The 25,170-nt window shown below is 70.5% G+C and carries 26 protein-coding genes and 1 riboswitch; of the genes, 8 read left to right on the forward strand and 18 right to left on the reverse strand.

Going from position 1 to position 25,170, the window contains the following annotated elements; all coding sequences use genetic code 11:
* The first annotated feature begins 38 nt into the window (after positions 1-38).
* The 7 genes from ABZS97_RS09805 (at position 39) to ABZS97_RS09835 (ending at position 6,608) form a co-directional block, all read left to right on the forward strand.
* Entirely contained in the window at positions 39-563 is a 525-nt protein-coding gene (locus tag ABZS97_RS09805; RefSeq protein WP_356135587.1) for an Lrp/AsnC family transcriptional regulator, read from the forward strand.
* Entirely contained in the window at positions 548-1,930 is a 1,383-nt protein-coding gene (locus ABZS97_RS09810; RefSeq protein WP_356135589.1) for an aspartate aminotransferase family protein, read from the forward strand. Before ABZS97_RS09805 ends, ABZS97_RS09810 begins: the two co-directional genes overlap by 16 nt.
* A gap of 208 nt (positions 1,931-2,138) precedes the next feature.
* Positions 2,139-2,876 carry an ATP-binding cassette domain-containing protein gene (locus ABZS97_RS09815; protein WP_356135591.1) on the forward strand — a complete coding sequence of 246 codons (738 nt, stop codon included), beginning with the start codon at positions 2,139-2,141 and terminating at the stop codon, positions 2,874-2,876.
* Entirely contained in the window at positions 2,858-4,108 is a 1,251-nt protein-coding gene (locus ABZS97_RS09820) for a hypothetical protein (protein WP_356135593.1), read from the forward strand. Before ABZS97_RS09815 ends, ABZS97_RS09820 begins: the two co-directional genes overlap by 19 nt.
* A gap of 99 nt (positions 4,109-4,207) precedes the next feature.
* On the forward strand, positions 4,208-4,615 hold the full coding sequence (locus ABZS97_RS09825; RefSeq protein WP_356135595.1) for a VOC family protein: 408 nt from the start codon (positions 4,208-4,210) through the stop codon (positions 4,613-4,615).
* 23 nt (positions 4,616-4,638) lie between these two features.
* Positions 4,639-5,760: a Rossmann fold nucleotide-binding protein gene (locus ABZS97_RS09830; RefSeq protein WP_356135597.1), complete on the forward strand. Its 1,122-nt coding sequence runs from the start codon at positions 4,639-4,641 to the stop codon at positions 5,758-5,760.
* A 176-nt stretch (positions 5,761-5,936) separates the two neighbouring features.
* Positions 5,937-6,608: an LAETG motif-containing sortase-dependent surface protein gene (locus ABZS97_RS09835; protein WP_356135599.1), complete on the forward strand. Its 672-nt coding sequence runs from the start codon at positions 5,937-5,939 to the stop codon at positions 6,606-6,608.
* 65 nt (positions 6,609-6,673) lie between these two features.
* Here ABZS97_RS09835 and ABZS97_RS09840 read toward each other — a convergent pair whose 3' ends face one another.
* From ABZS97_RS09840 to rpsB, 10 genes are all read right to left on the reverse strand, one after another.
* Positions 6,674-7,468 (reverse strand): maleylpyruvate isomerase family mycothiol-dependent enzyme, encoded by a 795-nt coding sequence (locus ABZS97_RS09840; RefSeq protein WP_356135601.1) that lies wholly within the window; start codon positions 7,466-7,468, stop codon positions 6,674-6,676.
* 62 nt (positions 7,469-7,530) lie between these two features.
* Complete coding sequence (locus ABZS97_RS09845; protein WP_356135603.1) at positions 7,531-8,550, reverse strand: ABC transporter ATP-binding protein; 1,020 nt, start codon at positions 8,548-8,550, stop codon at positions 7,531-7,533.
* On the reverse strand, positions 8,551-10,224 hold the full coding sequence (locus ABZS97_RS09850; RefSeq protein WP_356135604.1) for an iron ABC transporter permease: 1,674 nt from the start codon (positions 10,222-10,224) through the stop codon (positions 8,551-8,553).
* The gene (locus tag ABZS97_RS09855) at positions 10,200-11,297 is read right to left on the reverse strand and encodes a thiamine ABC transporter substrate-binding protein (RefSeq protein ID WP_356135605.1); all 1,098 of its coding nucleotides are present in this window, start codon (positions 11,295-11,297) and stop codon (positions 10,200-10,202) included. Before ABZS97_RS09855 ends, ABZS97_RS09850 begins: the two co-directional genes overlap by 25 nt.
* Positions 11,298-11,376: 79 nt before the next feature.
* Positions 11,377-11,482: riboswitch (TPP riboswitch) on the reverse strand.
* A 24-nt stretch (positions 11,483-11,506) separates the two neighbouring features.
* Positions 11,507-12,613 (reverse strand): 23S rRNA (adenine(2503)-C(2))-methyltransferase RlmN, encoded by a 1,107-nt coding sequence (gene rlmN / locus ABZS97_RS09860; protein WP_356135606.1) that lies wholly within the window; start codon positions 12,611-12,613, stop codon positions 11,507-11,509.
* Positions 12,614-12,857: 244 nt separating this feature from the next.
* Entirely contained in the window at positions 12,858-14,003 is a 1,146-nt protein-coding gene (locus ABZS97_RS09865) for a phosphatidate cytidylyltransferase (protein WP_356135608.1), read from the reverse strand.
* Positions 14,003-14,560 (reverse strand): ribosome recycling factor, encoded by a 558-nt coding sequence (gene frr / locus ABZS97_RS09870; RefSeq protein WP_356135610.1) that lies wholly within the window; start codon positions 14,558-14,560, stop codon positions 14,003-14,005. Before frr ends, ABZS97_RS09865 begins: the two co-directional genes overlap by 1 nt.
* Positions 14,561-14,722: 162 nt before the next feature.
* Positions 14,723-15,493, reverse strand: a complete 771-nt coding sequence (pyrH, locus tag ABZS97_RS09875; RefSeq protein WP_356135612.1) for a UMP kinase — start codon at positions 15,491-15,493, stop codon at positions 14,723-14,725.
* A 196-nt stretch (positions 15,494-15,689) separates the two neighbouring features.
* The gene (gene tsf, locus ABZS97_RS09880; protein WP_356135614.1) at positions 15,690-16,526 is read right to left on the reverse strand and encodes a translation elongation factor Ts; all 837 of its coding nucleotides are present in this window, start codon (positions 16,524-16,526) and stop codon (positions 15,690-15,692) included.
* 96 nt (positions 16,527-16,622) lie between these two features.
* Entirely contained in the window at positions 16,623-17,552 is a 930-nt protein-coding gene (gene rpsB, locus ABZS97_RS09885; protein ID WP_356135617.1) for a 30S ribosomal protein S2, read from the reverse strand.
* A 280-nt stretch (positions 17,553-17,832) separates the two neighbouring features.
* Between rpsB and ABZS97_RS09890 the strand changes: the two genes are divergently transcribed.
* Complete coding sequence (locus ABZS97_RS09890) at positions 17,833-18,420, forward strand: M23 family metallopeptidase (RefSeq protein ID WP_356135619.1); 588 nt, start codon at positions 17,833-17,835, stop codon at positions 18,418-18,420.
* An 8-nt stretch (positions 18,421-18,428) separates the two neighbouring features.
* Here ABZS97_RS09890 and ABZS97_RS09895 read toward each other — a convergent pair whose 3' ends face one another.
* The 8 genes from ABZS97_RS09895 to lepB form a co-directional block, all read right to left on the reverse strand.
* Positions 18,429-18,986, reverse strand: coding sequence for a helix-turn-helix domain-containing protein (locus ABZS97_RS09895; RefSeq protein ID WP_356135675.1), 558 nt, complete (start codon positions 18,984-18,986; stop codon positions 18,429-18,431).
* A gap of 142 nt (positions 18,987-19,128) precedes the next feature.
* Positions 19,129-19,971 (reverse strand): RNA polymerase sigma factor WhiG, encoded by an 843-nt coding sequence (gene whiG, locus ABZS97_RS09900; protein WP_356135621.1) that lies wholly within the window; start codon positions 19,969-19,971, stop codon positions 19,129-19,131.
* A 272-nt stretch (positions 19,972-20,243) separates the two neighbouring features.
* Positions 20,244-21,389, reverse strand: a complete 1,146-nt coding sequence (gene dprA / locus ABZS97_RS09905) for a DNA-processing protein DprA (RefSeq protein ID WP_356135623.1) — start codon at positions 21,387-21,389, stop codon at positions 20,244-20,246.
* Positions 21,386-23,011 (reverse strand): YifB family Mg chelatase-like AAA ATPase, encoded by a 1,626-nt coding sequence (locus tag ABZS97_RS09910; RefSeq protein WP_356135625.1) that lies wholly within the window; start codon positions 23,009-23,011, stop codon positions 21,386-21,388. Before ABZS97_RS09910 ends, dprA begins: the two co-directional genes overlap by 4 nt.
* A complete protein-coding gene (locus ABZS97_RS09915; RefSeq protein WP_356135627.1) occupies positions 23,011-23,391 on the reverse strand; it encodes a YraN family protein in 381 nt (126 codons plus the stop codon). Before ABZS97_RS09915 ends, ABZS97_RS09910 begins: the two co-directional genes overlap by 1 nt.
* Positions 23,392-23,541: 150 nt before the next feature.
* Positions 23,542-23,850 (reverse strand): DUF2469 domain-containing protein, encoded by a 309-nt coding sequence (locus ABZS97_RS09920; RefSeq protein WP_005311352.1) that lies wholly within the window; start codon positions 23,848-23,850, stop codon positions 23,542-23,544.
* A gap of 55 nt (positions 23,851-23,905) precedes the next feature.
* Positions 23,906-24,439, reverse strand: a complete 534-nt coding sequence (locus ABZS97_RS09925) for an NUDIX hydrolase (RefSeq protein WP_356135629.1) — start codon at positions 24,437-24,439, stop codon at positions 23,906-23,908.
* On the reverse strand, positions 24,429-25,169 hold the full coding sequence (gene lepB, locus ABZS97_RS09930; RefSeq protein WP_356135631.1) for a signal peptidase I: 741 nt from the start codon (positions 25,167-25,169) through the stop codon (positions 24,429-24,431). Before lepB ends, ABZS97_RS09925 begins: the two co-directional genes overlap by 11 nt.
* Position 25,170 lies beyond the last annotated feature (1 nt).

Raw genomic sequence — 25,170 nt, forward strand, 5'->3', positions numbered from 1 at the left:
ATTTCATCGATCTGCCCTTGCGGAACTGTCGAGACGTCGTGCACAGTGAGGCCGTGGCCAGTCGAAGCGCAGACCCCAGGGACGCACGGGACACCCGTGAGTCCAGGAACGGCACTCCCCAGCTGGATGCCGTCTCCCTCGCCATCATCGAGCAGTTGCAGCAGGACGGACGCCGTCCGTACGCCGCCATCGGCAAGGCCGTCGGTCTCTCCGAGGCCGCCGTGCGCCAGCGCGTGCAGAAGCTGCTCGACCAGGGCGTGATGCAGATCGTCGCCGTCACGGACCCGCTCACCGTGGGTTTCCGCAGGCAGGCGATGGTGGGCGTCAACGTCGAGGGCGACCTCGACCCGGTGGCGGACGCGCTGACGGCCATGTCGGAAGTCGAGTACGTGGTGATGACCGCGGGCTCGTTCGACATCCTCGCCGAGATCGTCTGCGAGGACGACGACCACCTGCTGGACGTCATCAACAAACGCATCCGGGCCCTGCCCGGCGTGCGCTCCACCGAGAGCTTCGTCTATCTGAAGCTCAAGAAGCAGACCTACATGTGGGGAACCCGATAGCCGTGAGCACCAAGGACCTCAGCCGAACCGCGTACGACCACCTGTGGATGCACTTCACCCGCATGTCCTCGTACGAGAACGCGCCCGTCCCCACGATCGTTCGTGGCGAGGGCACTTACATCTACGACGACAAGGGCAAGCGCTACCTCGACGGTCTCGCGGGTCTGTTCGTGGTCCAGGCGGGCCACGGCCGCACCGAGCTGGCCGAGACCGCCTTCAAGCAGGCGCAGGAGCTGGCCTTCTTCCCCGTGTGGTCGTACGCCCACCCGAAGGCCGTGGAGCTGGCCGAGCGTCTCGCGCACCACGCGCCGGGCGACCTCAACAAGGTCTTCTTCACCACGGGTGGCGGCGAGGCCGTCGAGACCGCGTGGAAGCTGGCGAAGCAGTACCACAAGCTCACCGGCAACCACACGAAGTACAAGGTCATCTCGCGTGCGGTCGCTTACCACGGCACCCCGCAGGGCGCCCTGTCGATCACCGGCCTGCCCGCCCTGAAGGCCCCCTTCGAGCCGCTCGTCCCGGGCGCGCACAAGGTGCCGAACACCAACATCTACCGCGCCTCGATCCACGCCGACGACCCGGAGGCCTTCGGCCGCTGGGCCGCCGACCAGATCGAGCAGGAGATCCTCTTCGAGGGCCCGGAGACCGTCGCCGCGGTCTTCCTGGAGCCGGTGCAGAACGCCGGCGGCTGCTTCCCGCCGCCGCCCGGCTACTTCCAGCGGGTGCGCGAGATCTGCGACCAGTACGACGTGCTGCTCGTCTCCGACGAGGTCATCTGCGCCTTCGGCCGCCTCGGCACGATGTTCGCCTGCGACAAGTTCGGCTACATCCCGGACATCATCACCTGCGCCAAGGGCATGACCTCGGGCTACTCCCCGATCGGCGCGGCCATCGTCTCGGACCGGATCGCCGAGCCGTTCTACAAGGGCGACAACACCTTCCTGCACGGCTACACCTTCGGCGGCCACCCGGTCTCCGCCGCCGTGGCCATCACCAACCTCGACATCTTCGAGCGCGAGAACCTCAACCAGCACGTCCTGGACAACGAGGCCAACTTCCTGCAGACCCTGCAGAAGCTGCACGACCTGCCGATCGTCGGCGACGTCCGCGGCAACGGCTTCTTCTACGGCATCGAGCTGGTCAAGGACAAGGCCACCAAGGAGACCTTCACGGACGAGGAGTCGGAGCGCGTGCTCTACGGCTTCGTCTCCAAGAAGCTCTTCGAGTACGGCCTCTACTGCCGCGCCGACGACCGCGGTGACCCGGTCATCCAGCTGTCGCCGCCGCTGATCTCCGACCAGTCCACCTTCGACGAGATCGAGGGGATCATCCGTCAGGTGCTGACGGAGGCGTGGACGAAGCTCTGATCCTCCCGAAGCTCCGATCTTCCTTCTGGATGATCAACACCGGCCCCGGTACCGCCCGTTCGAGTGAGAATGGCGGCCCCGGGGCCGTGTGCTGTCCGGCCTCCGGGCCCCGACTCCCTAGCGTGCCCAGTGACCGATCGGCCCTGCCTTCGTTCCCCCGACCGGGGGACTCGGCTCGGTAAATCAGATCTGACTTGAGGTGTACGCGATGGTGGCCCCGCCGGACAACGACGTGCTCTGGGCACGCGCCCTGCACGTCAAGCACAACGGCTCGCCCGCACTCAGCGGCGTCTCGCTCGGCGTCCGCGAGGGCGAGATCCTCGCCGTCGGCGGCCCGCGCGGCAGCGGCAAGACGACCCTCCTGCGGTGCCTGTCCGGACAGCTCCTGCCACAGCAGGGCGAGGTCTGGTTCAACAGCACACCCGTGCACACCATGGGCCCGCTCACCCGCGAACGGCTGCGCCGCGACCGCTTCGGCTGGATCGATCCGGCGCCGGTCCTGGTCCCCGAGCTGAACGCCTGGGAGAACGCGGCCCTGCCCCTGATGCTGCGCGGCAACGGACGCAAGGGCGCCAAGACCGCAGCCCTGGAGTGGCTGGAGCGCCTCGACATCGGTGACTGCGCCCGCAAGCGTCCGCACGCCCTGCTCCAGGCGGAGCGCCAGCGCGTGGCCATCGCCCGCGCCCTCGTCGCGGCCCCCACCGTGCTCTTCGCCGACGAGCCCACCGCCCCGCTGCACCGCGCCGACCGCGCCCAGGTACTGCGCACCCTCACCACGGCCGCCCGCTCGCACGGCATCACCGTGGTGCTGGCCACGCACGACGCGGACACGGCGGCCCTCGCCGACCGCACGGTGTCGCTGCTCGACGGACGGCGCGTGAAGACCGTCCACCTGCCCCCGGTCACCGAGTCGGAAGGCCGGGCCGCGTGCTCGCTCTCCGTCTAGCCCGCGGCGCCCACCCCCTCGTCCAGCTGCGCCGGCTCCTGGTCGCCGCCGCCGCGGCGGGCACCGGCTTCCTGCTGCTGTGCACGCTGGGGTACGCGATGGCGCACCCGGACGACTCCGGCGGCTCGGCACTCCGGCTCGCCTGGTGCGTCGCGCCCGCCGCCGCCACCGTGTACTTCGCGGTCGCCGTCGCCCGGACGGACCCGGGGACCCGGCCGCGCCCCGGGCTCGCGGCGGTGGGGCTCGGCCCCGCACGGCTGATGGCCGTCTCCGCCACGACGACCGCCCTGTCCTGCACGCTCGGCTCGATGCTCGCGCTGCTCTTCTTCCTGCATCTGCGCGGCGACCTGACGGGAATGCCCTTCGACGGCGCCGCGGCCGACTTCCTCGCCGCGAACGAGTCGCTCCCCCTGCCGGCCGCCCTGACCCTGCTGACCCTCGTGCCGCTCGCCGCGTCGGTGTCCGCCGCGCTGGTGCTGCGGCCGCGGGGCGGCAAGCCGGGGCGCGGCGGACGGCACGGCGCGCGGGGGGCGTCCCGTACGGGCGCCGAGGCCGGCAGCGAGTCCGGCCCGTACGCCGACCAGCCGGGCCGCCCGCTGGACCCTCAGCAGCCCGCGCCGCCCCTCCCCGCCCCCGGCGGGCTCCCCTGGGGCACCGCCGTCCTCGCGGCCGGTCTCGCCGTGGAGACGTACGCGAGCCGCTCCGGGCAGGCCGCCGGGCCCGCCCTGCCGGGCGGTTTCGCGGGCGGACCCGCCGGGGTGCTCGCCGGCTGGGCCCTCACCGCGCTCGGTCTGGCCCTCGCCGGCCCCGCGATCACCCATGTGTGCGGACGGCTGCTGCAGTCCGTACGCCCCGGAGCGCTACGGCTGCTCGCCGGGCGCATCCTCCAGGAGGAGGCCCGGCGCATCGGACGTCCGCTGGGCGTGGTGTGCGCGGTGGCCTCCGGGGCGTACGCCGTCGCGACGCTGTACACGGGCGCACGCCCCTCCTTCGGGCCGCTCACCACCCTGGGCGGGCTGCTCGTCGCCGGATGCGCCGTCGCGACGCTGCTGACGGCGGCGGTCGAGGCGCGGCAGGCACGCGCGGACACCACGGCCGCGCTGCTGCGGCTGGGTGCCCCGGCGACGGTGCTGCGCAGCGCGGCACTGCTGCGCGCGGGCGCGCTGGCCGCCGTGTTCCTCCCGCTGACCTGGATGGTCGCCGAACTCGCGGCGATTCCGCTGGCCGGCTGAGCATGCGTACGGAGAAAGTCCGCGCGGGGCGATGAGTTTCGCGTGGGCCGGCCGTCTACCCCTCCGTACGGCACACCACCTCGCAGGGAGAGACCTCGCATGTACCAGCAGATGATCTTCGTGAACCTGGCTGTGAACGACGTCGCCGCCTCGAAGAAGTTCTTCACGGAACTCGGCTACTCGATCAACCCGCAGTTCTCCACGGACGACTGCGCCTGTGTCGTGATCAGCGACACCATCGTCGCGATGATGCTGAGCAAGCAGCGCTACGCGGACTTCACGAAGAAGGAGATCGCGGACCCGACCACGACCAGCGAGGCGCTGCTGTGTCTGAGCGCCGAGAGCCGCGCGAAGGTCGACGAGCTCGTCGACAAGGCGCTCGCGGCGGGCGGCACGGGCACTGGGGGAAACATGGACGAGGGCTTCATGTACGGCCGTTCCTTCGACGACCTCGACGGTCACTCCTGGGAGGTCGTGTGGATGGACCCGGCGGCGGTCCAGGGCTGAGAGCGCCTGCCTAGCATGGGCGGGTGCAGACGAGCCCGGCCCATGCGGCCCACCACGACGACCGCGAGATCGAGACGCTCGAGGAGTTCGACGCGACCGTCTCGGCCCGCGGCACCCTCGCCGGATACCGCGTACAGGGCGTCGACCTGACGGACCGTACAAGGGAGTTGCTGACGACGGCCACCGCGGAGGCTGTCTTCCTCGGCTGCCCGATGCGGGAGGACGCGGCGGTGAAGGTCCGCGCCGACGGCGCCCTGGTCTTCCCGCCGGTCCCGCATCTGCCCTTCGATCCCTACCGCGGGCACCTGTACACACCCGGCGAGTTGTTCGCCGATCTCGACAAGGGGTACGAGCGGACGCCGGACGCGCTCGCCTACGCCTGGTTCGGGCGCACCGGGGCCGACCGCGACATCTTCGCGTCGATGCTGCGTGCCGTCCACGACGACTCGATCTCCGACGCCCTCGACGAACTCCTGCGCGACACCCGGGTGGTGGGCGTCATGGGCGGTCACGCGATGGCGCGCGGGACGGAGGCGTACGCCGGTGCCGCACGGCTCGGCCGGGAGCTGACCCGTGCCGGGTTCACGGTGGCGACCGGCGGCGGTCCGGGCGCCATGGAGGCGGCGAACCTGGGCGCGTACGCGGCGCCGTACGACGACGCCATGCTGGAGGAGGCCTGCGGGCTCCTCGCGAAGGCGCCGTCGTTCTCCCCCTCGGTCACCGACTGGGCGCGGTGCGCCTTCGAGGTGCGGTCCCGCTGGCCGAAGGGCGGCGCCTCGGTCGGCATTCCGACCTGGTTCTACGGCCACGAGCCGCCGAACGCCTTCGCCTCGCACATCGCCAAGTACTTTGCCAACGCCACCCGCGAGGACGGGCTGCTGGCCCGCTCGAACGCGGGTGTCGTCTTCCTGCCGGGCGCCGCCGGGACCGTCCAGGAGATCTTCGACAACGCGACCCCGAACTACTACGAGTCGAGGGGCGTGCCCACGCCCATGGTCCTCGTGAACCGGGCGCACTGGACCGAGAAGCACCCGACCTGGCCACTGCTCCAATCCCTGGCCAGGGAGCGCCCGATGGAGTCCCGGATCGCCCTGGTGGACCGCATCGATGACGCTCCGGAGGCGCTCAAACACTTGGGCGGTTAATGGCGAGGCAAAGCCAATGCCCGTGCGGCCTCCACGGATTGACATCCCTTAGGCCGCACTTATAAACCTGTGAGACTCGTGGGGGCACTGTTGACCCGGCAGAACCCCCTAACCCCCCGCAGTTGCGCAACCTGTGAAGGGCAACCGTGTCCATATCTCGCCGTACCGCACGTTCTGTGCGCATCCTCGGTGTTGCCTCCGCCACTGCCGCGCTCGCGCTCGGCGTCGCGGGCAACGCAATGGCCTGCAACATCCGTGACTTCTCCGCCGTCGCCGGCTGCGACGACAACGGGAAGGGCACCATCACCGTCACCGACACGGACGCCTCCGGCAAGGAGGCCACCATCTCGGTCTACCTCGAGTCGAACGGCGCCGACGAGAAGCTCGTCGGCGAGAAGACGGTCACCGGCACCCGCGAGGGCGCGACCGTCACGTTCTCCGAGGAATGGGCCCCGAAGGCCCAGTACCGTGTCCACATCAAGGCCGAGAACAACATCGTCAACGAGGACATCACTCCGAACCTGACGACGCCGTCCGAGGCGTGCAAGGGCTCGGGTTCGGAGACGAAGCCCCCGGCGCCTTCCGAGACCCCGAAGCCGTCGGAGACCCCCTCGGCCTCCCAGACGCCCTCGCCCTCGGAGACCCCGTCCGAGTCGAGCAGCACCGCTCCCGCCACGACGACCGGCGACAACTCCCCGTCCCCCGCGGCCGGTGACTCCAACCTCGCCGAGACCGGTGCGAACTCCAACACCGGCATGATCGCCGGTATCGCCGGTGCCCTCGTCGTGGTCGGCGGTGGCGCGGTGTTCCTCGGCATGCGCCGCCGTGGCGCGTCGAAGGCCAACTGACCCACCCGTACGTCGTACCAAGCCGTGGCCCGCCCCCTGCGTGCAGGGGGCGGGCCGCACGCTTGTCAGAACGTCGCGCGTTCCAGCCAGAACTCCAGCAGCTCGCGCTCGCCGAGGATCTCCAACTCCGCGCTGTCCAGCGGGAGTCTGCGGTAGAAGCCGAGCAGTACGGCGGTCAGCGGGCCGCGCAGCGCGACCGCCGCCTTCTCGTGACCGCGGCGCCACTCGACCCCCTTCTCGGTGAGCTCGACGCACCACTCGGCGTTCAACTCCGGTGCGGTGTCGGTGGCGTGGAGGTGGATGCTGCGGCCGGGGCCGGTCAGCTCGCGCGCCGCGTCGTGCGGGTCCGTCCGCTGCACGTACTCGACGATCTGGAGCCACTCGTCGATCGCGTCCGCGGCCACCTCGGGCGCGATGTCGTAGGGCAGCCCGGCGGCCAGTGCGGCGTCGGCACGGTGGATCGCCAGCTCGTGCGTCATCCGGCGGGCCCAGAAGCCGGTGTTGTGGACGCCGGCCCAAGCCCACACCTCCGTGTCGGGCCCGGCCTCGCGCAGCGCGGCGACCAGAACCTCACCGGTCTCGGCGAGCCAGGCGTCCAGCGCGGCGGCATCGCCCTTGGCCTCGGGCCCACCGGCCCGCCGCACCTCCTCGTCGCGGACGGGCTCCTGGGCCCGCGTCCGGACGATGTACTCGACCCAGCGAAGGGCTCCGCCCGTGTGGCGCACAAGCGCCTCCAACGACCAGTCCGGGCAGGTCGGCACGGTCGTGGACAGGTCGGCGCCTGAGGCCACCACGGCCCTCAACTGCCGCACCTGAAGCTCGATCTCGTCGCAGTAGCGGTCATGTCCGAGAAGCGTCATGATCCGCACCTTATGTGCCGACCGACTCCACGGGTACGACAATTTTCGGCTGCGTCGAACGATCAGCCGAGCACGACGATCTCGGCCGCGTCGAACGACACGCCGACCTCGTCCCCCGGCTCCGGCGCGTCCCGCAGTGCGCACGCCGCCTCAAGGCGCGGCGCGTCCTGCGGTTGCAGTTGTACGGCGACGTGGGTGCCCCGGAAGGTGTGTGCGGCCACGGTGCAGCGCAGGCCGTCCGCCGCCGCCACGAGCCGTACGCCGGCGGGCCGTACGAGCAGCGTGCCCGGGCCCTGCGGGGAACCCTCGGGGACCGGGACCTTCCCCCAGGGCGTGTCCGCGGCCTCACCGCTCACTGTCGCCTCGACCACGTTGTCGAAGCCGAGGAAGCGCGCCACGAACTCGTCCGCCGGGTGCTGCCAGACCTCAAGGGGCGTACCCGACTGGGCGATCCGCCCGTCGCGCATCACCACGACGCGGTCGGCGAGCGCGAACGCCTCGCCCTGGTCGTGCGTGACGGCGAGCACTGTGGTGCCCAACTCGCCGAACAACTCCCGTAGTTCGACGACAAGGCGTTCGCGCAGCGAGCGGTCGAGCTGGCCGAGCGGTTCGTCGAGCATCAGCAGGCGGGGGCGCGGCGCCAGCGCGCGGGCCAGCGCGACCCGCTGCTGCTCGCCGCCGGAGAGCGCGGCGACGGCACGCCTGTGCGCACCCGGCAGCCCGACGAGATCCAGCAACTCCCGCACCCGCAGGGCCTGTTCATCCTTCGACGCGCCGTGCATGCGCAGCCCGAAGGCGACGTTGCCGCCGACGTCCCGCTGCGGGAAGAGCTGGTGGTCCTGGAACATCAGGCCGACGCCCCGCTTGTGCGCGGGCACGCCGTTCATCTCCCGGCCGCCCAGCCGCACCCGCCCCGCGTCGAGGGGCTGAAGCCCGGCCACGGCCCGCAGGAGTGTCGACTTGCCGCTGCCGCTCGGCCCGAGCACGCACACGATCTCGTGCTCGGCGACGTCCAGGTCGACGGCGTCGAGCACGGCCCGCCCGCCGAAGCGCACGGTCGCGTCCTGAAGGCTCAGCAGCATCTAGAACTCCCCGGTCGAAGTGGTGCGGACGCGTTCCAGGAGCAGCAGTGCCACCGCGCACACCGCCATCAGGATCGTCGAAAGCGCCATCGCCTGGCCGTAGTTGAGATCACCCGCGCGGCCCAGCAGCCGGGCCACGGCGACCGGCAGCGTCGGATTGTCCGGCCGCGCGATGAAGACGGTCGCCCCGAACTCGCCCAGCGACACGGCGAACGCGAACCCGGCCGCGACCAGCAGCGCCCTGCGCACCATCGGCAGGTCCACCTCGCGCCACACCCGCCACGGCGACGCCCCGAGCACCGCGGCGGCCTCCCGCAGCCGCCCGTCCACGGCCCGCAGGACGGGCAGCATGGTGCGGACGACGAAGGGGACGCCGACCAGCGCCTGCGCGAGCGGCACGAGCAGCCACGAGCTGCGCAGGTTCAACGGCGGCTCGTCCAGCGCGATCAGGAACCCGAAGCCGACCGTCACCGCGGAGACGCCCAACGGCAGCATCAGCAGCGCGTCGAAACCGCGCACGAGGCGCCCTGCCCGCCGGGTGAGGGCGGCAGCCGCCAAGCCCCCGATCAGGACGGCGATGACGGTGGCGGCGAGCGCGTACCGCAGCGAGTTGCCGATCGCCTCGATCGGCGCGACCAGGAAGATCCCGCCGTCGTCACGCGTGAGCGCCTTGTAGTACGTGAACCCCGGTGCGTCCAGCGACCGTTGGACGAGCACGGCGAGCGGCAGCACCAGCAGCACGGCGATGCTCACCAGCACCCCCGCGAGCAGGGCCCACTGCCCGGCCCCGCGCGGCCGCCGGGCGGTCACGGAGGCGTCCACCAGGCGCAGGGCGCTCTCCCGGCGCCGTACGGTCCGGGCGTGCACGGCGAGGATCGCGCCGACGGCCGCGAACTGGATGATCGTCAGCACCGCGGCCGTGGAGAGGTCGAAGATCTCGGAGGTCTGCCGGTAGATCTCGACTTCGAGCGTGGAGAAGGTGGGGCCGCCGAGGATCTGCACCACACCGAAGGAGGTGAAGGTGAAGAGGAAGACCATGAGCGCGGCCGCGGCCACGGCCGGGCCCAGCGCCGGAAGCGTCACCTTCCGCCAGGCCGCGAACCGCGAGGCGCCCAGCATCCGGGCGGCCTCCTCCTGCCGCGGATCGAGCTGCGCCCACAGGCCGCCGACGGTCCGTACGACGACCGCGTAGTTGAAGAACACGTGCGCGAGCAGGATCGCCCACACGGTGGTGTCCAGCCGCAGACCCCACAGCTCGTCGAGCAGTCCGCGGCGGCCGACGAGCGCCAGGAACGCCGTACCGACGACAACGGTCGGCAGCACGAACGGAACGGTGACCACGGCCCGCAGGATCTGCTTGCCCCTGAAATCGAAGCGCGCGAAGACATATGCGCCGGGGAGTGCGATCAGCAGCGTGAGCGCCGTCGACACGAGCGCCTGCCAGGTGGTGAACCACAGGACGTGCCGGATGTCGGACTGCATGAGGACGTCCCCGATCCGCCCCCACCGCCAGACCCCGTCGACCTTGAGGCCGCGTGCGACGATCGCGGCGACGGGATAGGCGAAGAAGACCCCGAAGAACGCGACGGGCACGGCCATCAGACCGAGCCGCGCCGCGCTCCCCCGGAGGTCTTTCCGGGGCCGGGGCGCTACTTCAGTACGAGCGAGGTCCACGACTTGACCCACTGGTCACGGTTGGCGGCGATCCTGGCGGGGGCCATGGTCTCGGGGTCCTTGGCCGCCGGGCCGTACTTCGTGAACTCGGCGGGCACCTGCGCCCCCTCGACCACGGGGTAGACGAACATGTTGAGCGGCATGTCCTCCTGGAACTTCTTGGTGATCAGGAAGTCGATGAGCGCCTTGCCGCCCTTGGCGTTCCCGGCGTTGCTCAGCAGGCCCGCGTACTCGACCTGGCGGAAGCAGGTGCCGGCCGCGACCCCGGTCGGCGCGGTCTTCGGCTTCGGGTCGCCGTAGATCACCTCGGCGGGCGGCGAGGAGGCGTACGAGACGACCAGGGGCCGGTCGGCCTTGGCCTTCTTGCCGCCCGCGGAGCCGGAGAACTCGTCGTTGTACGCCTGCTCCCAGCCGTCGACGACCTTCACGCCGTTCACCCTGAGCTTCTTCCAGTAGCCCTGCCACCCGTCGTCGCCGTACCGCGCGGCACTCCCGAGCAGGAAACCGAGGCCGGGCGAGGAGGTGGAGGCGTTCTCCGTGACGAGCAGGTTCCTGTACGCGGGCTTGATCAGGTCGTCGAGCGAGGCCGGCGGTGTCAGCTTGTGCTCGCTGAACCAGGCCTTGTCGTAGTTGACGCAGATGTCGCCCGAGTCGATGGGCGTGACCCGGTGCCTGTCCTGGTCGACCAGGTACTCGGACTTGATCGTGCCGGCGCCCTTGGCCTCGTAGGACTGGAACAGCCCGTTGTCGAGGGCCCGGGAGAGCAGGGTGTTGTCGACGCCGAAGAAGACGTCGCCCTGGGGGTTGTCCTTGGTGAGGATCGCCTTGTTGACGGCCTGCCCGGCGTCGCCGTCCTTGAGGACCTTGACCTTGTAGCCGGACTCCTTCTCGAACGCCTTCAGTACGGCCTTGGAGTAGACGAAGGAGTCGTGGCTGACGAGCGTCACGGTCTTGGAGGCGGCGCCCCCGCCGCCGGCGGAAGCGGAGTCGGACGAGCCGCAGGCGGACAGCGTGACGATGCCGAGTCCGGCCGCCGCGACCACTGCCGTGATCCTGCTGATGGTGGTGCTCACTGGATTCCTCCTGGAGTGACCAGGAAGAGACGCGGCCCTGCCCGGGAACCTCTGAGAGTTCCCGGGCAGGGCGCAACAGCTTGAGTGATGACCGAACTTCCTACCCAGAATGACCTGGGCAAGGTTCAGAGGGTCTGCGGTCTGTCCCGCACTCTCAGCGCTGTGGCGCTCCCCTGTCGGAATATGAAGATGTACGTACGCGGATCAGACTACCGCTCGCTGGCAGCGAGCTGTCCGCACGCCCCGTCGATCTCCTGGCCGCGGGTGTCCCGGACGGTGACCGGCACGCCGTGCGCCGCGATGGCCTCGACGAACGCCTTCTCGTCCTCGGGCCGCGAGGCCGTCCACTTGGAGCCGGGTGTGGGGTTCAGCGGGATCAGGTTCACATGCACCGGCTTGCCCCGCAGGAGCCGGCCGAGACGGTCACCGCGCCACGCCTGGTCGTTGATGTCGCGGATGAGGGCGTACTCGATGGAGAGCCGGCGTCCCGACTTGGCGGCGTACTCCCATCCGGCGTCCAGCACCTCGCGCACCTTCCACCGCGTGTTCACGGGGACGAGGGTGTCGCGCAGCTCGTCGTCCGGCGCGTGCAGCGAGATCGCGAGGCGGCACTTGAAGTCCTCGTCGGCGAACCGGTGGATGGCCGGCACCAGCCCGACGGTGGAGACGGTGATGCCGCGCTGCGACAGCCCGAGTCCATCGGGCTCGGGGTCGGTGAGGGCACGGATGGACTGGACGACCCGCTTGTAGTTGGCGAGCGGCTCCCCCATGCCCATGAACACGATGTTGCTCAGCCGCGCCGGACCGCCCGGAATCTCGCCGTCCCTGAGGGCGCGCATCCCGTCCACGATCTGGTGGACGATCTCGCCGGTGGACAGGTTGCGGTCGAGACCGGCCTGGCCGGTGGCGCAGAACGGGCAGTTCATGCCGCATCCGGCCTGCGAGCTGATGCACATGGTGACCCGGTCCGGGTACCGCATCAGCACGGACTCGACGAGTGTCCCGTCGAAGAGCTTCCACAGGGTCTTGCGGGTGGTGTCGTCGTCACAGCTGATGTGCCGCACGACCGACATCAGCTCCGGCAGCAGCGCCTCCTGGAGCTTCCCGCGCGAGGCGGCCGGAATGTCCGTCCACTCCGCGGGGTCGTGCGCGTACCGCGCGAAGTAGTGCTGCGACAGCTGCTTGGCGCGAAACGGCTTCTCACCGATCGCGGCAACCGCCTCTTTACGCTCGGCGGGCGTGAGATCGGCAAGGTGCCGCGGCGGCTTCTTGGCTCCGCGGGGGGCGACGAATGTGAGTTCTCCGGGCTTAGGCATGGCTGTACCAGTGTCGCAGATCAATTGGCGTGACCTGCGGCCGTCGCCTCCGGGGCCCTCGAAAGGCCCGGCGACACCCGGTGCGGCAGTCGGCGGGCCAGGGGCAGGACGGCGGCGCCGAGGAGGAAGCCGATTGAAAAGCATCGCTCCCACGCAGATCATCCCCCGTTGAAAAACCCGAGGGACATGGACGAAGGGCCCGCCGTCCGGTGGACAGCGGGCCCCGCACCAGCGGACCCGTGGGTCAGCCGGAGCCGACGAAGAGGACGAGAAGCAGCCAGACCACCGGGGCCGTGGGCAGCAGCGAGTCCAGCCGGTCCATGATGCCGCCGTGGCCCGGGAGCAGCGTGCCCATGTCCTTGATGCCCAGGTCACGCTTGATCATGGACTCGCCGAGGTCACCGAGCGTGGCGCTGACCGCGACCGCGAAGCCGACGATCAGACCCTGCCACCAGGTGCCGTCGTCGATCAGGAAGTGCATGCACAGTGCGCCCGCGACCATCGCGAAGGAGACCGCGCCGAACAGACCCTCGCGGGTCTTGCCGGGGCTGATGCGCGGGGCGAGCTTGTGCTTGCCGAAGCGCCAGCCGATCGCGTACGCGCCGGTGTCGCTGACCACGGTCAGCAGCAGGAACGTCAGGACGCGGCGCGGCCCGTCGTCGGCCGTGAGCATCAGCGCGACGAAGGTGGCCAGGAACGGCACGTAGAAGGCCGCGAAGACCCCCGCCGTGACATCCCTGAGGTAACCCTCGGGCGGTTCCGTCATGCGCCAGACCAGGACGGCCAGTGCGGTGAGTGCCATCGCCACCCACGCGCCCTCGGTGCCCCGGACGTATCCGGCGACGACCATCGCCGCGCCACCGACCGCCAGCGGGACGAGGGGCGCCTTGATGCCCTTGCGCTCCTCCAGCCGCGAGGTGAGCTCCCACAGGCCCACGACCACGGCGACCGCTATCACGCCGATGAAGACGGCCTTGACGACGAACAGGGATGCGACGATCACCGCGCCGAGCCCGACGCCCACTCCTATGGCCGCGCCCAGGTCGCGTCCCGCACTCTTCTTCTGAGGTGCGGGGACGGGCTGGGGGGCGGCGCTGGGCATGGGCTCCTGCGGGCTCTGCGGATTGTGCGACGGGGTCCCGAAGGGCACCGGCGCTGTGAACGGGCTGTCGTCGCGGAACGGGGGGCCACTCAGCCGAGCGGCCCCCCGGTCGCCATCCTGGTCTCCGCCATGTGCGGGTACGTCGGGCACGATGGGCATGGGGCGAGTCTGCTGGGCTTCATGCCCATCGTAGGTGGGACCCGCCGGGGCAGCCCCCTGGACAGGCCCCTGGTCGGACGGCCCCCAGTACCCGGCTTTTGGCGGTGCTCCCCAGGAAGAGTCGTTCATCAGACCTCGAGAAGCTCAGCTTCCTTGTGCTTGAGGAGCTCGTCCACCTGGGCGACGTACTTCGCCGTGGTGTCGTCGAGCTCCTTCTCGGCGCGGCGGCCCTCGTCCTCGCCGACCTCGCCGTCCTTGATCATCTTGTCGATGGTGTCCTTGGCCTTGCGGCGCACGGAGCGGATCGAGACCTTGGCGTCCTCACCCTTGGTCTTGGCGACCTTGATGTAGTCCCTGCGGCGCTCCTCGGTCAGCTCCGGGAAGACCACTCGGATGAGGCTGCCGTCATTGCTGGGGTTGACGCCCAGGTCGGAGTCGCGGATCGCCTGCTCGATGTTGCGCAGCGCGGTCTTGTCGAACGGGGTCACCACGGCCATGCGCGGCTCCGGCACCGCGAACGAGGCCAGCTGGTTGATCGGTGTCAGCGCGCCGTAGTAGTCGGCCACGATCTTGTTGAACATCGCCGGGTGCGCACGGCCTGTGCGGATAGCGGCGAAGTCGTCCTTGGCGACCACGACCGCCTTCTCCATCTTCTCCTCGGCCTCGAGGAGGGTCTCTTCGATCACCACTTGCTCCTGCGTGTCTTGAGTAGGCCCGGCTTCCGGTGGGTGGCGGCCGGCTGCGTCGCGTCTTGTTCCTGCACGGTTCCCGACCGGCAGGACATTGTCCATCCCCCGGTCAGGGTCCGTCCCCCGACAGGGCGGAGCCCCGGTCGGGATGGGGCTCGGTCAGGCTCGGCTGCTCTGGTCACCCACAAGAGTGCCGATCTTCTCACCCTTGACGGCGCGCGCGATATTGCCCTCCGCCAGAAGCTCGAAGACCAGGATGGGCAGCTTGTTGTCCCGGCACAGGGTGATGGCCGTCATGTCGGCGACCTTGAGGTCGCGCGTGATGACCTCGCCGTAGCCGAGCGAGTCGAACTTCACCGCTTCAGGGTTGGTCTTCGGGTCGGAGTCGTAGACCCCGTCCACGCCGTTCTTGCCCATCAGCAGGGCCTCGGCGTCGATCTCCAGGGCCCGCTGGGCGGCGGTGGTGTCGGTGGAGAAGTACGGCATGCCCATGCCGGCGCCGAAGATGACCACACGGCCCTTCTCCAGGTGGCGCACGGCACGCAGCGGGATGTACGGCTCGGCGACCTGGCCCATGGTGATGGCGGTCTGGACGCGGCTGTCGATGCCTTCCTTCTCCAGGAAGTCCTGGAGGGCGAGGCAGTTCATGACCGTGCCGAGCATGCCCATGTAGTCGGAGCGGGCCCGGTCCATGCCGCGCTGCTGCAGTTCGGCGCCGCGGAAGAAGTTGCCGCCGCCGATGACGACCGCGATCTGGGCACCGCCGCGCACGACGGCCGCGATCTCGCGGGCGATCTTGTGCACCACGTCTGGGTCGACGCCCAGTCCCCCGCCACCGGCGAACGCCTCACCGGAAAGCTTCAGCAGAAAGCGTCCCGCGCCTTTGCCGTCGTCGCTCTTCTCGCCGTTGTCGGCCTGGGTGGTGGTCATGGAGATCTCGCCTCTTTTACGTGTCGCACATACGAAGAAGGCCATTGCCGATGGGGTGCTGACTCCCATGCGCGGCAATGGCCTCCTCGTCAGATCTGCTGTCGTCCGCCACACGCGCGTGCGGGGCCGCATACGCGATTGGCGCGGACGACTGCTGTCGACCCTAGCGGGGTCGCGCGTCGATCGCGGTACGGACTCAGATGCCGACCTTGATGCGCGTGAAACGCTTCAGGGTGACACCGGCCTCGTCCAGGACCTTCTGGACGGACTTCTTCTGGTCCAGCGCGTAGGGCTGGCCCAGGAGAGTCGCCTCCTTGAAGAAGCCGTTGACACGACCCTCGACGATCTTCGGAAGGGCGGCCTCGGGCTTGCCCTCGGCGCGGGTGGTCTCCTCGGCGACGCGGCGCTCGGTCTCGACGACCTCGGCCGGGACGTCCTCCTTGGAGAGGTACTTCGGCGCGAAGGCCGCGATGTGCTGCGCGACACCCTTGGCGAGGTCGGCGTCGGCCTTGTCCAGCTCGACCAGGACACCGATCTGCGGGGGCAGGTCGGGCATGGTGCGGTGCATGTACGCGGCGACGTAGGTGCCGGAGTACGCGGCGAAGCGGTCCAGGACGATCTTCTCGCCCAGGGTGGCGTTGGCCTCGTCGACGAACGCCTGGACCGTCTTGCCGGCCTCGATCTCGGACGCGAGCAGCGCCTCGATGTCGGCGGGGGCGGTGGCGGCGGCGTGCTGGGCGATCTGGTTGGCGACGGCCTGGAACTTCTCGCCCTTGGCGACGAAGTCCGTCTCGCACTTCAGCTCGACCAGGACACCGGAGGTGTTGTCGTCGGCGATGATCGAGACCACGGCGCCGTTCTCGGCGGAGCGGCCCTCGCGCTTGGCGACGCCCTTCTGGCCCTTGATGCGCAGGGCCTCGACGGCCTTGTCGACGTTGCCCTCGGCCTCGTCCAGCGCCTTCTTGCAGTCCATCATGCCTGCGCCGGTGAGCTCACGGAGCTTCTTGACGTCGGCGGCGGTGTAGTTCGCCATGATTCCTGGAATCTCTCTCGAAGTCTGAAGATCTACGGGCCGAACGGCGGGGGCTTGGTGGGCCCCCGCCGTTCGAATACCCGAAGGGGTGAGGGGTCAGGCCTGCTCGGCGTCCGCGGCGGGAGCCTCGGCGGCCGGAGCCTCGACCTCGGCGGCAGGGGCCTCGGCAGCGGGGGCCTCGGCCGGAGCCTCGACCTCGGCAGCGGCCTCAGCCGGCTTCTCGGCCTCGGCGGCAGGCGCCTCGTCGGCCTTCTTCTCGCCCTCGAGCAGGTCGCGCTCCCACGCGGCCAGCGGCTCGCCCGCGGCCTTGTCACCCTCGGCGGCCTTGCCGGCGCCGGAACGGGAGATGAGGCCCTCGGCGACGGCGTCGGCGATCACGCGGGTGAGCAGGGTGACGGAGCGGATCGCGTCGTCGTTGCCCGGGATCTTGTAGTCGACCTCGTCGGGGTCGCAGTTGGTGTCGAGGATGGCGACGACCGGGATGTTGAGCTTCCGGGCCTCACCGACCGCGATGTGCTCCTTCTTGGTGTCCACGATCCAGACGGCGCTGGGAACCTTGGACATCTCGCGGATACCACCGAGGGTCTTCTCCAGCTTGGCCTTCTCGCGCGAGAGCACGAGAAGCTCCTTCTTGGTGAGACCGGACGCGGCGACGTCCTCGAAGTCGATCTGCTCAAGCTCCTTGAGGCGCTGCAGACGCTTGTAGACGGTCGAGAAGTTGGTGAGCATGCCGCCCAGCCAGCGCTGGTTGACGTAGGGCATGCCGACGCGGGTGGCCTGCTCCGCGATGGCCTCCTGCGCCTGCTTCTTCGTGCCGACGAACATGACCGTGCCGCCGTGGGCGACGGTCTCCTTGACGAACTCGTAGGCGCGGTCGATGTACGACAGCGACTGGAGCAGGTCGATGATGTAGATGCCGTTGCGCTCGGTGAAGATGAAGCGCTTCATCTTCGGGTTCCAGCGACGGGTCTGGTGACCGAAGTGGACGCCGCTTTCCAGCAGCTCCCGCATCGTGACGACGGCCATAGCCGTTCTCCTTGATTTTCTCGGTTGTGCCGCGTGTGCCGGACGGCACTCGCGCCTGACGCCCGCGTGCGCCTTGCCCTGAGGACCGAGGAGCGCTGACATCGGCTTTCGTCTTGCGACTCATGGCCTGATGTCGGGGCGTGCGAAGTCGACCCGGTGACCCGGATCGCCACATGAAGTGTACGGGACCCGCGAGGTGCCGGGTGACGCCGCTGTCCACAACCGGTCGGTACTCCACAGGTCCCGGTCCTCCCGGCCCGATCCGCGGCACGGTTGCGGCATGCGAGCGAAACGATGTGTGCGTACGTGGCCGGGGGTGCTGCTGTTGTTGACGGCGGCCGTTCTCGGGGTGCCGTCCCCGTCCGCTCTCGCGTGGCCGAGCGGTACGGCACCGCCCGGACCACCGGAGCAGGACGCCCCGGTACCGTCCGTCGCCCGCGCCTGGCCGGTGGGCTCCCGCCCTCTGGTCGTACGCGGCTGGGAGCCTCCGGCGACGCCCTACGGCCCGGGCCACCGGGGTGTGGACCTGGCGGCGCTCGCGGGCACCTCGGTGCGGGCGGTGGCCCCGGGCCGGGTGTCCTTCGCCGGGCGGGTGGCGGGCCGGGGCGTGGTCTCGGTGGAGCTCTCGGGGACGGGCGAACCCCCGCTGCGGACGACGTACAGCCCGGTCCGCGCGACGGTGGAAAAGGGCGACGAGGTCGCGGCGGGCGACACCCTCGGCGCCCTGGAGCCCCCGTCCGCCCACTGCCCGGCATCGTGCCTGCACTGGGGCCTGCTGAGAGCGGGGACCTACCTGGATCCCTTGTCGCTGCTGCCGCCCTGGCTGCTCAACAGGGGGCCTTCGCGTTTGCTGCCGGTGCCCGGGTGACCAGGGGGCTAGCCCCGAACCCCCCGCAGTGCCATGGCGACCGCCGCGTCGGTGACGGCCCCCGGATCCTCGGCCGCGCCGAGCTCGATCCGCCGCACCGCGGCATCCACGATGCCCTGCAACAACATCGCCGCAAGCCGCGGCTCCACATGGCCCATGGCCCCGAGCGCCTCGCCGATCATCGCGACAAGCCCCCCGTGCGCGGCACGGATCTTCTCGCGTGCACCGGCGTCGAGCTCGCTCGCGGAGATGGCGACCACGGCCCGGTGCCGCCGGTCCCCGACGAGGGCGAGCTGCCGTCGGACGTACTGCTCCACCTTGCCCTCGGGACTGTCGGCCGCGGCCATCGCCGCCTCGACCTCCGCCGCCCAGAGGGGGAAGTCGACCTCGCACAACTCCTCGACGACGGCCGCACGGGAGCGGAAGTACTCGTAGACGGAGGAACGCGCGAGCCCCGTCCGCTCGGCGAGCGCCGGGAACGTCAGCGCCTCCGTCCCGCCCTCGGACAACAGGGACCGTGCCGCGTCCAGCAGGGCGGCTCGCTGCATCGACCGGTGCTCGGCCACGGAGGCCGCTCGAATCCTTGGCACGTCAACCACTTTACGGACGGACCGCCCCCGGCGGCAGTCACTCCGCCCACCCGCCCGAACAAGACCCCGGCCGGAATCGGGCCGGGCAGGGACGATTCAGCACCCTGCACCACCGGGCTCAGCGCCCGAAGCTCGCCAGCTTCGCCCGCAGCTGGAGCACGGACTTGGTGTGGATCTGACTCACCCTGCTCTCGGTCACACCCAGCACATTGCCGATCTCCGCGAGAGTGAGCCCTTCGTAGTAGTAGAGCGTGACGACGGTCTTCTCGCGTTCCGGCAGGGTGTTGATCGCCCGCGCCAGGAACCTCCGCAGCTCCCTGTCCTCGGCGACCTCCACGGGGTTGTCGGCCGCGGTGTCCTCCAGGGTGTCCATGAGGCTCAGCCGGTCACCACCCTCGCCGCCGACGTGCAGCAGTTCCTCCAGGGCGACCACGTTGGCCAGCGACAACTGGCTGAAGACCGCGTGGAGTTCCTCCACCCCGATGCCCATCTCGGAGGCCACCTCGCCCTCCGAGGGCGTACGCCGCAGCTTCGCCTCCAGCGTGGCGTAGGCCCGCTCGACGTTGCGCGCCTTCTGCCGCACCGATCTCGGAATCCAGTCCAGCGCCCGCAGTTCGTCGATCATCGCGCCCCGGATCCGGGTGATCGCGTAGGTCTCGAACTTGATCTCCCGCTCGATGTCGAACTTCTCGATGGCGTCGATCAGCCCGAACACCCCGGACGACACGAAGTCCGCCTGCTCGACATTGGCCGGCAGACCGACGCTCACCCGGCCCGCGACGTACTTGACCAGCGGCGAGTAGTGCAGGATCAGCTGCTCCCGCAGCCGCTCGTCGCCCGTCGCCTTGTACGAGCGCCACAGCTCGTCGAGGGTCGAGGGAGCGGGCGGGCGCACGCTACCGCCGTCGCGGGCAGCTGGGGGAATCGCCGCCCGGTCGGACCCGGAGGTGTGCTGGGGCATTCGTCGCCTTGTGCCGTTCTGCCGTGAACTGGGGGTGCCTGGGTGAGCTGTCGGTCTGATGTCGAGTTGCCTGTCTACGTCGGAATCCACGTGAGCGTAGCGTGACTGGAGTGTCGCAGTGCGCGAAGGGCGGGGGATCACCCCTGCGCAGATACGTTCCGCTGGACGCTCCCCGGGGTCAGAACCGTCGCCCTGTGTGATCACCGGGAAGCACCAACTGCGGGAATTGCCAAGGGTGTCGGCGGTTCGCCCGGACGGCCGAACACTCTCGGTCAGCACTCCTTCCGATCACCGCGGACGGAGATCATTGCCTGGCGTGTCAACTTCCAGCCGTCGCCGTGTCGTTCGACGTAACCAAGTGATCGGAGCTCGTACAGTCTCCCGACCACGTCGTCCTTCGCCGTTCCGGCCTCACGGGCGATCTCGTCCGCGCTCGCGGCCGCCCGGCCCGGCAGTGCGGCCAGCACTCGCCGCGCCCCCGGCTCCAACAGGTCGCGCGGCAGCACGGGCCCGCGCCGGTCCGGGGCGAGCTCTCCCATGTCGCCCACCAGTTCGGCGACTTCCTCGGCGTCGGAGACCAGCACCGCTTCGCCGCGCAGGAGTTCGTGCACCCCGGCCGACAGCCCACTGGTGACCGGTCCGGGAACCCCCATCGTGAACCGCCCCAGCCGCTGCGCCGCCCGCGCGGTGACCAGCGCCCCGCTGCGGTACGCCGCCTCGACGACCACGGTCCCCCGGGTGAGCGCCGCGATCACCCTGTTGCGGAGGATGAACCTGCTCGGTGTCGGGTGGTCGCCGGGCGGCAACTCCCCCACGACCAGCCCCTGTTCCGCGATCCTGGTGATCAACTGGGTATGGCCGCGCGGATAGGGCCGGTCGACGCCGCAGGCCAGCACGGCGACGGTCGCGCCGCCCGCCCCGAGGGCGCCCCGGTGCGCGGCGCCGTCCACGCCGTACGCGCCGCCCGACACCACCACCCAGCCCCGCTCCGCGAGCCCGGAGCCGAGCATGGCCGCCACATGTGCCCCGTACTCGGTACAGGCCCGCGCCCCGACGACCGCCACCGACCGCAGCGCCCATATCCGCAGGCTGGGCCGCCCCCGCACCCACAACCCGGTGGGCCGGGAGTCCCCCAGGTCGTCGAGTTGCGCGGGCCACTCCGGGTCACCGGGGCAGACGAACCGCGCCCCGGCCGCCCGCGCCTCGGCCAGATCCCGCTCCGGCCGCACCCGGCCGACCCGCCCCCGCAGCCCCTCCCAGCGCTTCGCCGAAGCCCCCGGCAGCGGCTCGCCTCCCCCCACCAGCCGCCGCGCCACCTCCACGGCCCCGAACTCCCGCAGCCACCGTCCGCCGAGTTCGTCCCCGGGTTCGATGATGCGGGCGAGGGCCACCCGGGCATGCCGTTCGTCGTCCGTCATGGGCGCGAACCGATCAGCATCGGCACGCCTCGGGGTACGCCGGTGCGCAGTTGCAGGGCGAGGGCGACGTCCCCGGCGTCGGGGCGGTCGTGCCCGCTCAGGTCGGCGACGCTCCAGGCGACGCGGAGCACCCGGTCGAGGCCGCGTGCCGTCAGCGCGCCGCGCTCCAGGCCCCGTTCCGCCTCGTCCATCGCGCCCGGCCGCGCCTGCCAGCGGCTGCGCAGTTCCCGCCCCGGCACCTCGCTGTTGGTGCGCCACGGGGTCCCGGCGAGGCGTGCGGCCGCGCGCTCCCGGGCCGCGCGCACCCGGTCGGCCACCGTCCGCGTCGATTCGCCCTGGGCGCCGCGCTCGGTCAGCTCGGCTCGGGTGACCGGCTCCACGTCGACCCTCAGGTCCATCCGATCGAGCAGGGGCCCGGAGAGTTTGGCCTGGTAGCGGCGGACGCTGGAGGGCGGGCACTCGCAGAGGTCGTTCGCGACGCTGAAGCGCCCGCAGGGGCAGGGATTGGCCGCCAGGACCATCAGGAACTTCGCCGGGAACCGCACGACACCGGCGCTGCGCGCGATGACGACGTACCCGGCCTCCAGAGGCTGGCGCAGGGCGTCCAGCGTGAAGCCGCTGAACTCCGGTGCCTCGTCCAGAAAGAGCACCCCTCGATGTGCCAGCGACACCGCTCCGGGCCGCGCGAGCCCTTTGCCGCCGCCGACGAGCGCCTGCATCGTCGCCGAGTGGTGGGGCGCGCAGTAGGGCGGGTCGTTCACCAGCGGTTTGCCCGCCGGCAGCAGGCCCGCGACCGAGTGGACGGCCGTCACCTCCAGGGACTCGGTCCGGGTCAGCGGGGGCAGGATCGCCGGCATGCGCTCGGCCAGCATCGTCTTGCCCGCGCCCGGTGGGCCCTGGAGAAAGACGTGGTGGCCGCCGGCGGCCGCGACCTCCATCGCGGTGCGCGCCGAGAGCTGACCGACCACATCGGCGAGGTCGTGCCCCCGGTCGTGCTCGGCCACGGCCATGCCGCACAGGCCGGTCGCCTCGCCCGTGCCGGGCAGGCGCAGCCCGGCCAGGAGCGGGTCGGGCCGGCCGACCTCGTCCGGCGGCTCCTCGGGCACCGGTTCGTCCGTGAGCACCGCGATCAGCTGGCGCAGGCTGCGGACCCCGAGCACGGAGACGCCCGGCACCAGGGAGGCCTCGGCCGCCGCGCACTCCGGGACCACGACCTGTTCGTAGCCCGCGTCGGCCGCGGCCAGGACGGCCGGCAGCACGCCCCGCACCGGCCGCACCCTTCCGTCCAGGCCCAGCTCGCCGATCATCACGATGTCGGCGAGGACGCGGGGATCGATGCGCTCGGCGGCTCCGAGCACGGCGCACGCCACCGCGAGGTCGAAGCCCGATCCGCCCTTGGGGACGGACGCCGGGCTCAGTCCGACCGTGAGTTTCTTCTGGGGCCACTCGGCTCCGGAGTTCACCACCGCGGCCCGCACCCGGTCGCGGCTCTCCGTCAGGCTCTTGTCGGGGAGCCCCACCAGCGTGAAGGCGGCGACTCCGGGCTCCAGGTCGGCCTGGACCTCGACGACTACGCCCTCGACGCCGACGAGCGCCACGGAACACGTACGCGCGAAGCCCATCAGGCCACCCCCCGCACATGCTCGACGACGGGTGCTCCGCGGTCGGGGAGCAGGACGCCCACGAGGTCGATACGGACCCCGCCTGGCGGTGCGCCTCCGTGTTCCTGGAGCCAGCGTTGGGCCAGATCGCGCAGGCGCCCGGCCTTGGCGGGTGTGACGGCGGCCATCGGATGTTCGAAGGCCCCGGACCTGCGGGTCTTGACCTCGCACATCACCAGTGCGTCGCCGTCCCGGGCCACGATGTCGATCTCACCGGTCCTGCCACAGCGCCAGTTGCGCTGGACGACCGTCATCCCGGCCTCGACCAGCCGCCTGGCGGCCAGGTCCTCGCCGTACTTTCCCAGTGCGCCGCGTGCGTTGCCCGTCGTGCGTGTGCTCATGTCGGCACCACCTCCGGCACCCACACTGGGCCCACCACGGCCCGCTATTGGATCTTGGTGGACGGCCGGACGATTGTGGATAACTCCGTCACCCACAAGAGCGTCCGGCCGACCCCTCGGCTGCTCGGCCCAGACACGCGGCTCCGCTGCTCAGCTGCCCGGCAGCTCCAGATCACTCTTGTTCAGCTCTTCGATGTTCACGTCCTTGAACGTGAGGACCCGCACCTGCTTCACGAAACGAGCAGGTCGGTACATGTCCCACACCCAGGCGTCCGCCATGGACACCTCGAAGAAAACCTCGCCCTGGACCGAGTGCACCTGCATCTCGTAGTCGTTGGTGAGGTAGAAGCGCCGTTCGGTCTCGATCACATATTTGAACAGACCGACGACATCGCGGTACTCCCGATAGAGCTTCAGCTCCATCTCGGTCTCGTACTTCTCGAGGTCCTCGGCGCTCATGGCATGTTCCCCTTCAGCCGTGCGTCCCCCTATTGTGCGCCAGCCCCGCGAGCCCCTAGACGATTTCGGTGTCGAGGACCTCGGGCCTGGCCGGGGGACCTTCGTCGAGCAGTCTGCGCAGCAGCTCGGCGAGTCTGGTCGGATACACCGTCTCATGCGCTTCGGCCAGTTCCCGGCACGTCCACCAGCGCGCTCCGGCGACACTGCGCCGTTCCAGCTCCGTCTGCCCGGCGGCCACGGTCGCCGTCTGGGTCGTACGGGCCAGGTAGTACCACTCGTCCTGGTCCCACCGGCGCCCCGCGAAGGGGAAGGAACACATCCGTCGCCACAGCACCGGGCCGAGTTCGACGTCGGTGATGCCGGTCTCCTCCGCGAGTTCCCTCAGGGCGGCCTCCTCACGCGTCTCCTCGCCCTCCAGGCCGCCGCCGGGCGTGAACCACCAGTTGTCCGAGGGATCGTCCGGCTCGTGCCCGTGCAGCAGCAGGATGCGCTCGCGCGGGTCCAGGAGGACGACCCGGGCGACCTTGCGCGGACCGCCCTCGCCGGATGATTCCGCGGCCGCGTCGCCGTACGACGTCTCAGCGGGCACCGGCAGGCTCCGGCTCCACCCGGCGGCGCCTGCCGGCACGCTTGGCGATCGGACCGTACGCCGCGCCGCCCATGACGAGGACCGCGCCCACCACGATCGCGGTGAGGACCAGCCGCAGCGGTCCCGGTGACGAGATCGTGCCGAGGGTCTCGAAGCCCGTGGGGCTCTTCAGCATGCCGTCCATGGGCCATGCCACGGCGTCCACGCGCGCCTTCACCGCGCCGCGCGGCACCGAACCGCTGCCCGCCTCGGTGAGGTGGGCCGTGGAGTCCAGCGAGCCGCTGCGCTCGTCACCGAGCAGGAACAGCCGGCCCTCGGGGACCTTGATCGTCGGTATCGTGCTCGACTCGGCGGCCTGCCCCTTGGCGAGGTACGGCTCGTCGATCTTCTTGCCGTTGACGGTCAGCTTGCCGTCCGTGCAGCAGGCGACCGTGTCGCCGCCGATCGCGACGACCCGCTTGACGAGGAGCATGTCTCCCCAGGACTTCTGCTTGAAGACCACGACGTCACCGCGCTCGACGTCACCGCCGTCGATCCGCTCGGCGAGGATCCGGTCGCCGGCCACGATGGTCGGCGACATGGAGTCGGTCGGCACGGTGTACGGCTGGTAGACGACCGCGCCCCAGGCGAAGCCTCCGAGGAAGAGCGCACAGCCGAGGGCCACGGCCAGCCCCGACAGCACGCTGCCGAGCCGACCGCGGCCCTCGTCCGTGTGACGTGTCCTGCTCATC

The sequence above is a fragment of the Streptomyces sp. NPDC005485 genome, assembly GCF_040606085.1.
Taxonomy (GTDB): Bacteria; Actinomycetota; Actinomycetes; order Streptomycetales; family Streptomycetaceae; genus Streptomyces.

What these genes read in the sequence shown, in the direction of transcription:
- ABZS97_RS09815 (WP_356135591.1), top strand. Translation starts at nt 2,139, where the DNA reads ATGGTGGCCCCGCCGGACAACGACGTGCTCTGGGCACGCGCCCTGCAC.
- ABZS97_RS09825 (WP_356135595.1), top strand. Translation starts at nt 4,208, where the DNA reads ATGTACCAGCAGATGATCTTCGTGAACCTGGCTGTGAACGACGTCGCC.
- ABZS97_RS09840 (WP_356135601.1), bottom strand. Translation starts at nt 7,468, where the DNA reads ATGACGCTTCTCGGACATGACCGCTACTGCGACGAGATCGAGCTTCAG.
- ABZS97_RS09845 (WP_356135603.1), bottom strand. Translation starts at nt 8,550, where the DNA reads ATGCTGCTGAGCCTTCAGGACGCGACCGTGCGCTTCGGCGGGCGGGCC.
- rlmN (WP_356135606.1), bottom strand. Translation starts at nt 12,613, where the DNA reads ATGCCTAAGCCCGGAGAACTCACATTCGTCGCCCCCCGCGGAGCCAAG.
- ABZS97_RS09865 (WP_356135608.1), bottom strand. Translation starts at nt 14,003, where the DNA reads ATGAACGACTCTTCCTGGGGAGCACCGCCAAAAGCCGGGTACTGGGGG.
- pyrH (WP_356135612.1), bottom strand. Translation starts at nt 15,493, where the DNA reads ATGACCACCACCCAGGCCGACAACGGCGAGAAGAGCGACGACGGCAAA.
- tsf (WP_356135614.1), bottom strand. Translation starts at nt 16,526, where the DNA reads ATGGCGAACTACACCGCCGCCGACGTCAAGAAGCTCCGTGAGCTCACC.
- rpsB (WP_356135617.1), bottom strand. Translation starts at nt 17,552, where the DNA reads ATGGCCGTCGTCACGATGCGGGAGCTGCTGGAAAGCGGCGTCCACTTC.
- ABZS97_RS09890 (WP_356135619.1), top strand. Translation starts at nt 17,833, where the DNA reads ATGCGAGCGAAACGATGTGTGCGTACGTGGCCGGGGGTGCTGCTGTTG.
- whiG (WP_356135621.1), bottom strand. Translation starts at nt 19,971, where the DNA reads ATGCCCCAGCACACCTCCGGGTCCGACCGGGCGGCGATTCCCCCAGCT.
- dprA (WP_356135623.1), bottom strand. Translation starts at nt 21,389, where the DNA reads ATGACGGACGACGAACGGCATGCCCGGGTGGCCCTCGCCCGCATCATC.
- ABZS97_RS09910 (WP_356135625.1), bottom strand. Translation starts at nt 23,011, where the DNA reads ATGGGCTTCGCGCGTACGTGTTCCGTGGCGCTCGTCGGCGTCGAGGGC.
- ABZS97_RS09915 (WP_356135627.1), bottom strand. Translation starts at nt 23,391, where the DNA reads ATGAGCACACGCACGACGGGCAACGCACGCGGCGCACTGGGAAAGTAC.
- ABZS97_RS09920 (WP_005311352.1), bottom strand. Translation starts at nt 23,850, where the DNA reads ATGAGCGCCGAGGACCTCGAGAAGTACGAGACCGAGATGGAGCTGAAG.
- lepB (WP_356135631.1), bottom strand. Translation starts at nt 25,169, where the DNA reads ATGAGCAGGACACGTCACACGGACGAGGGCCGCGGTCGGCTCGGCAGC.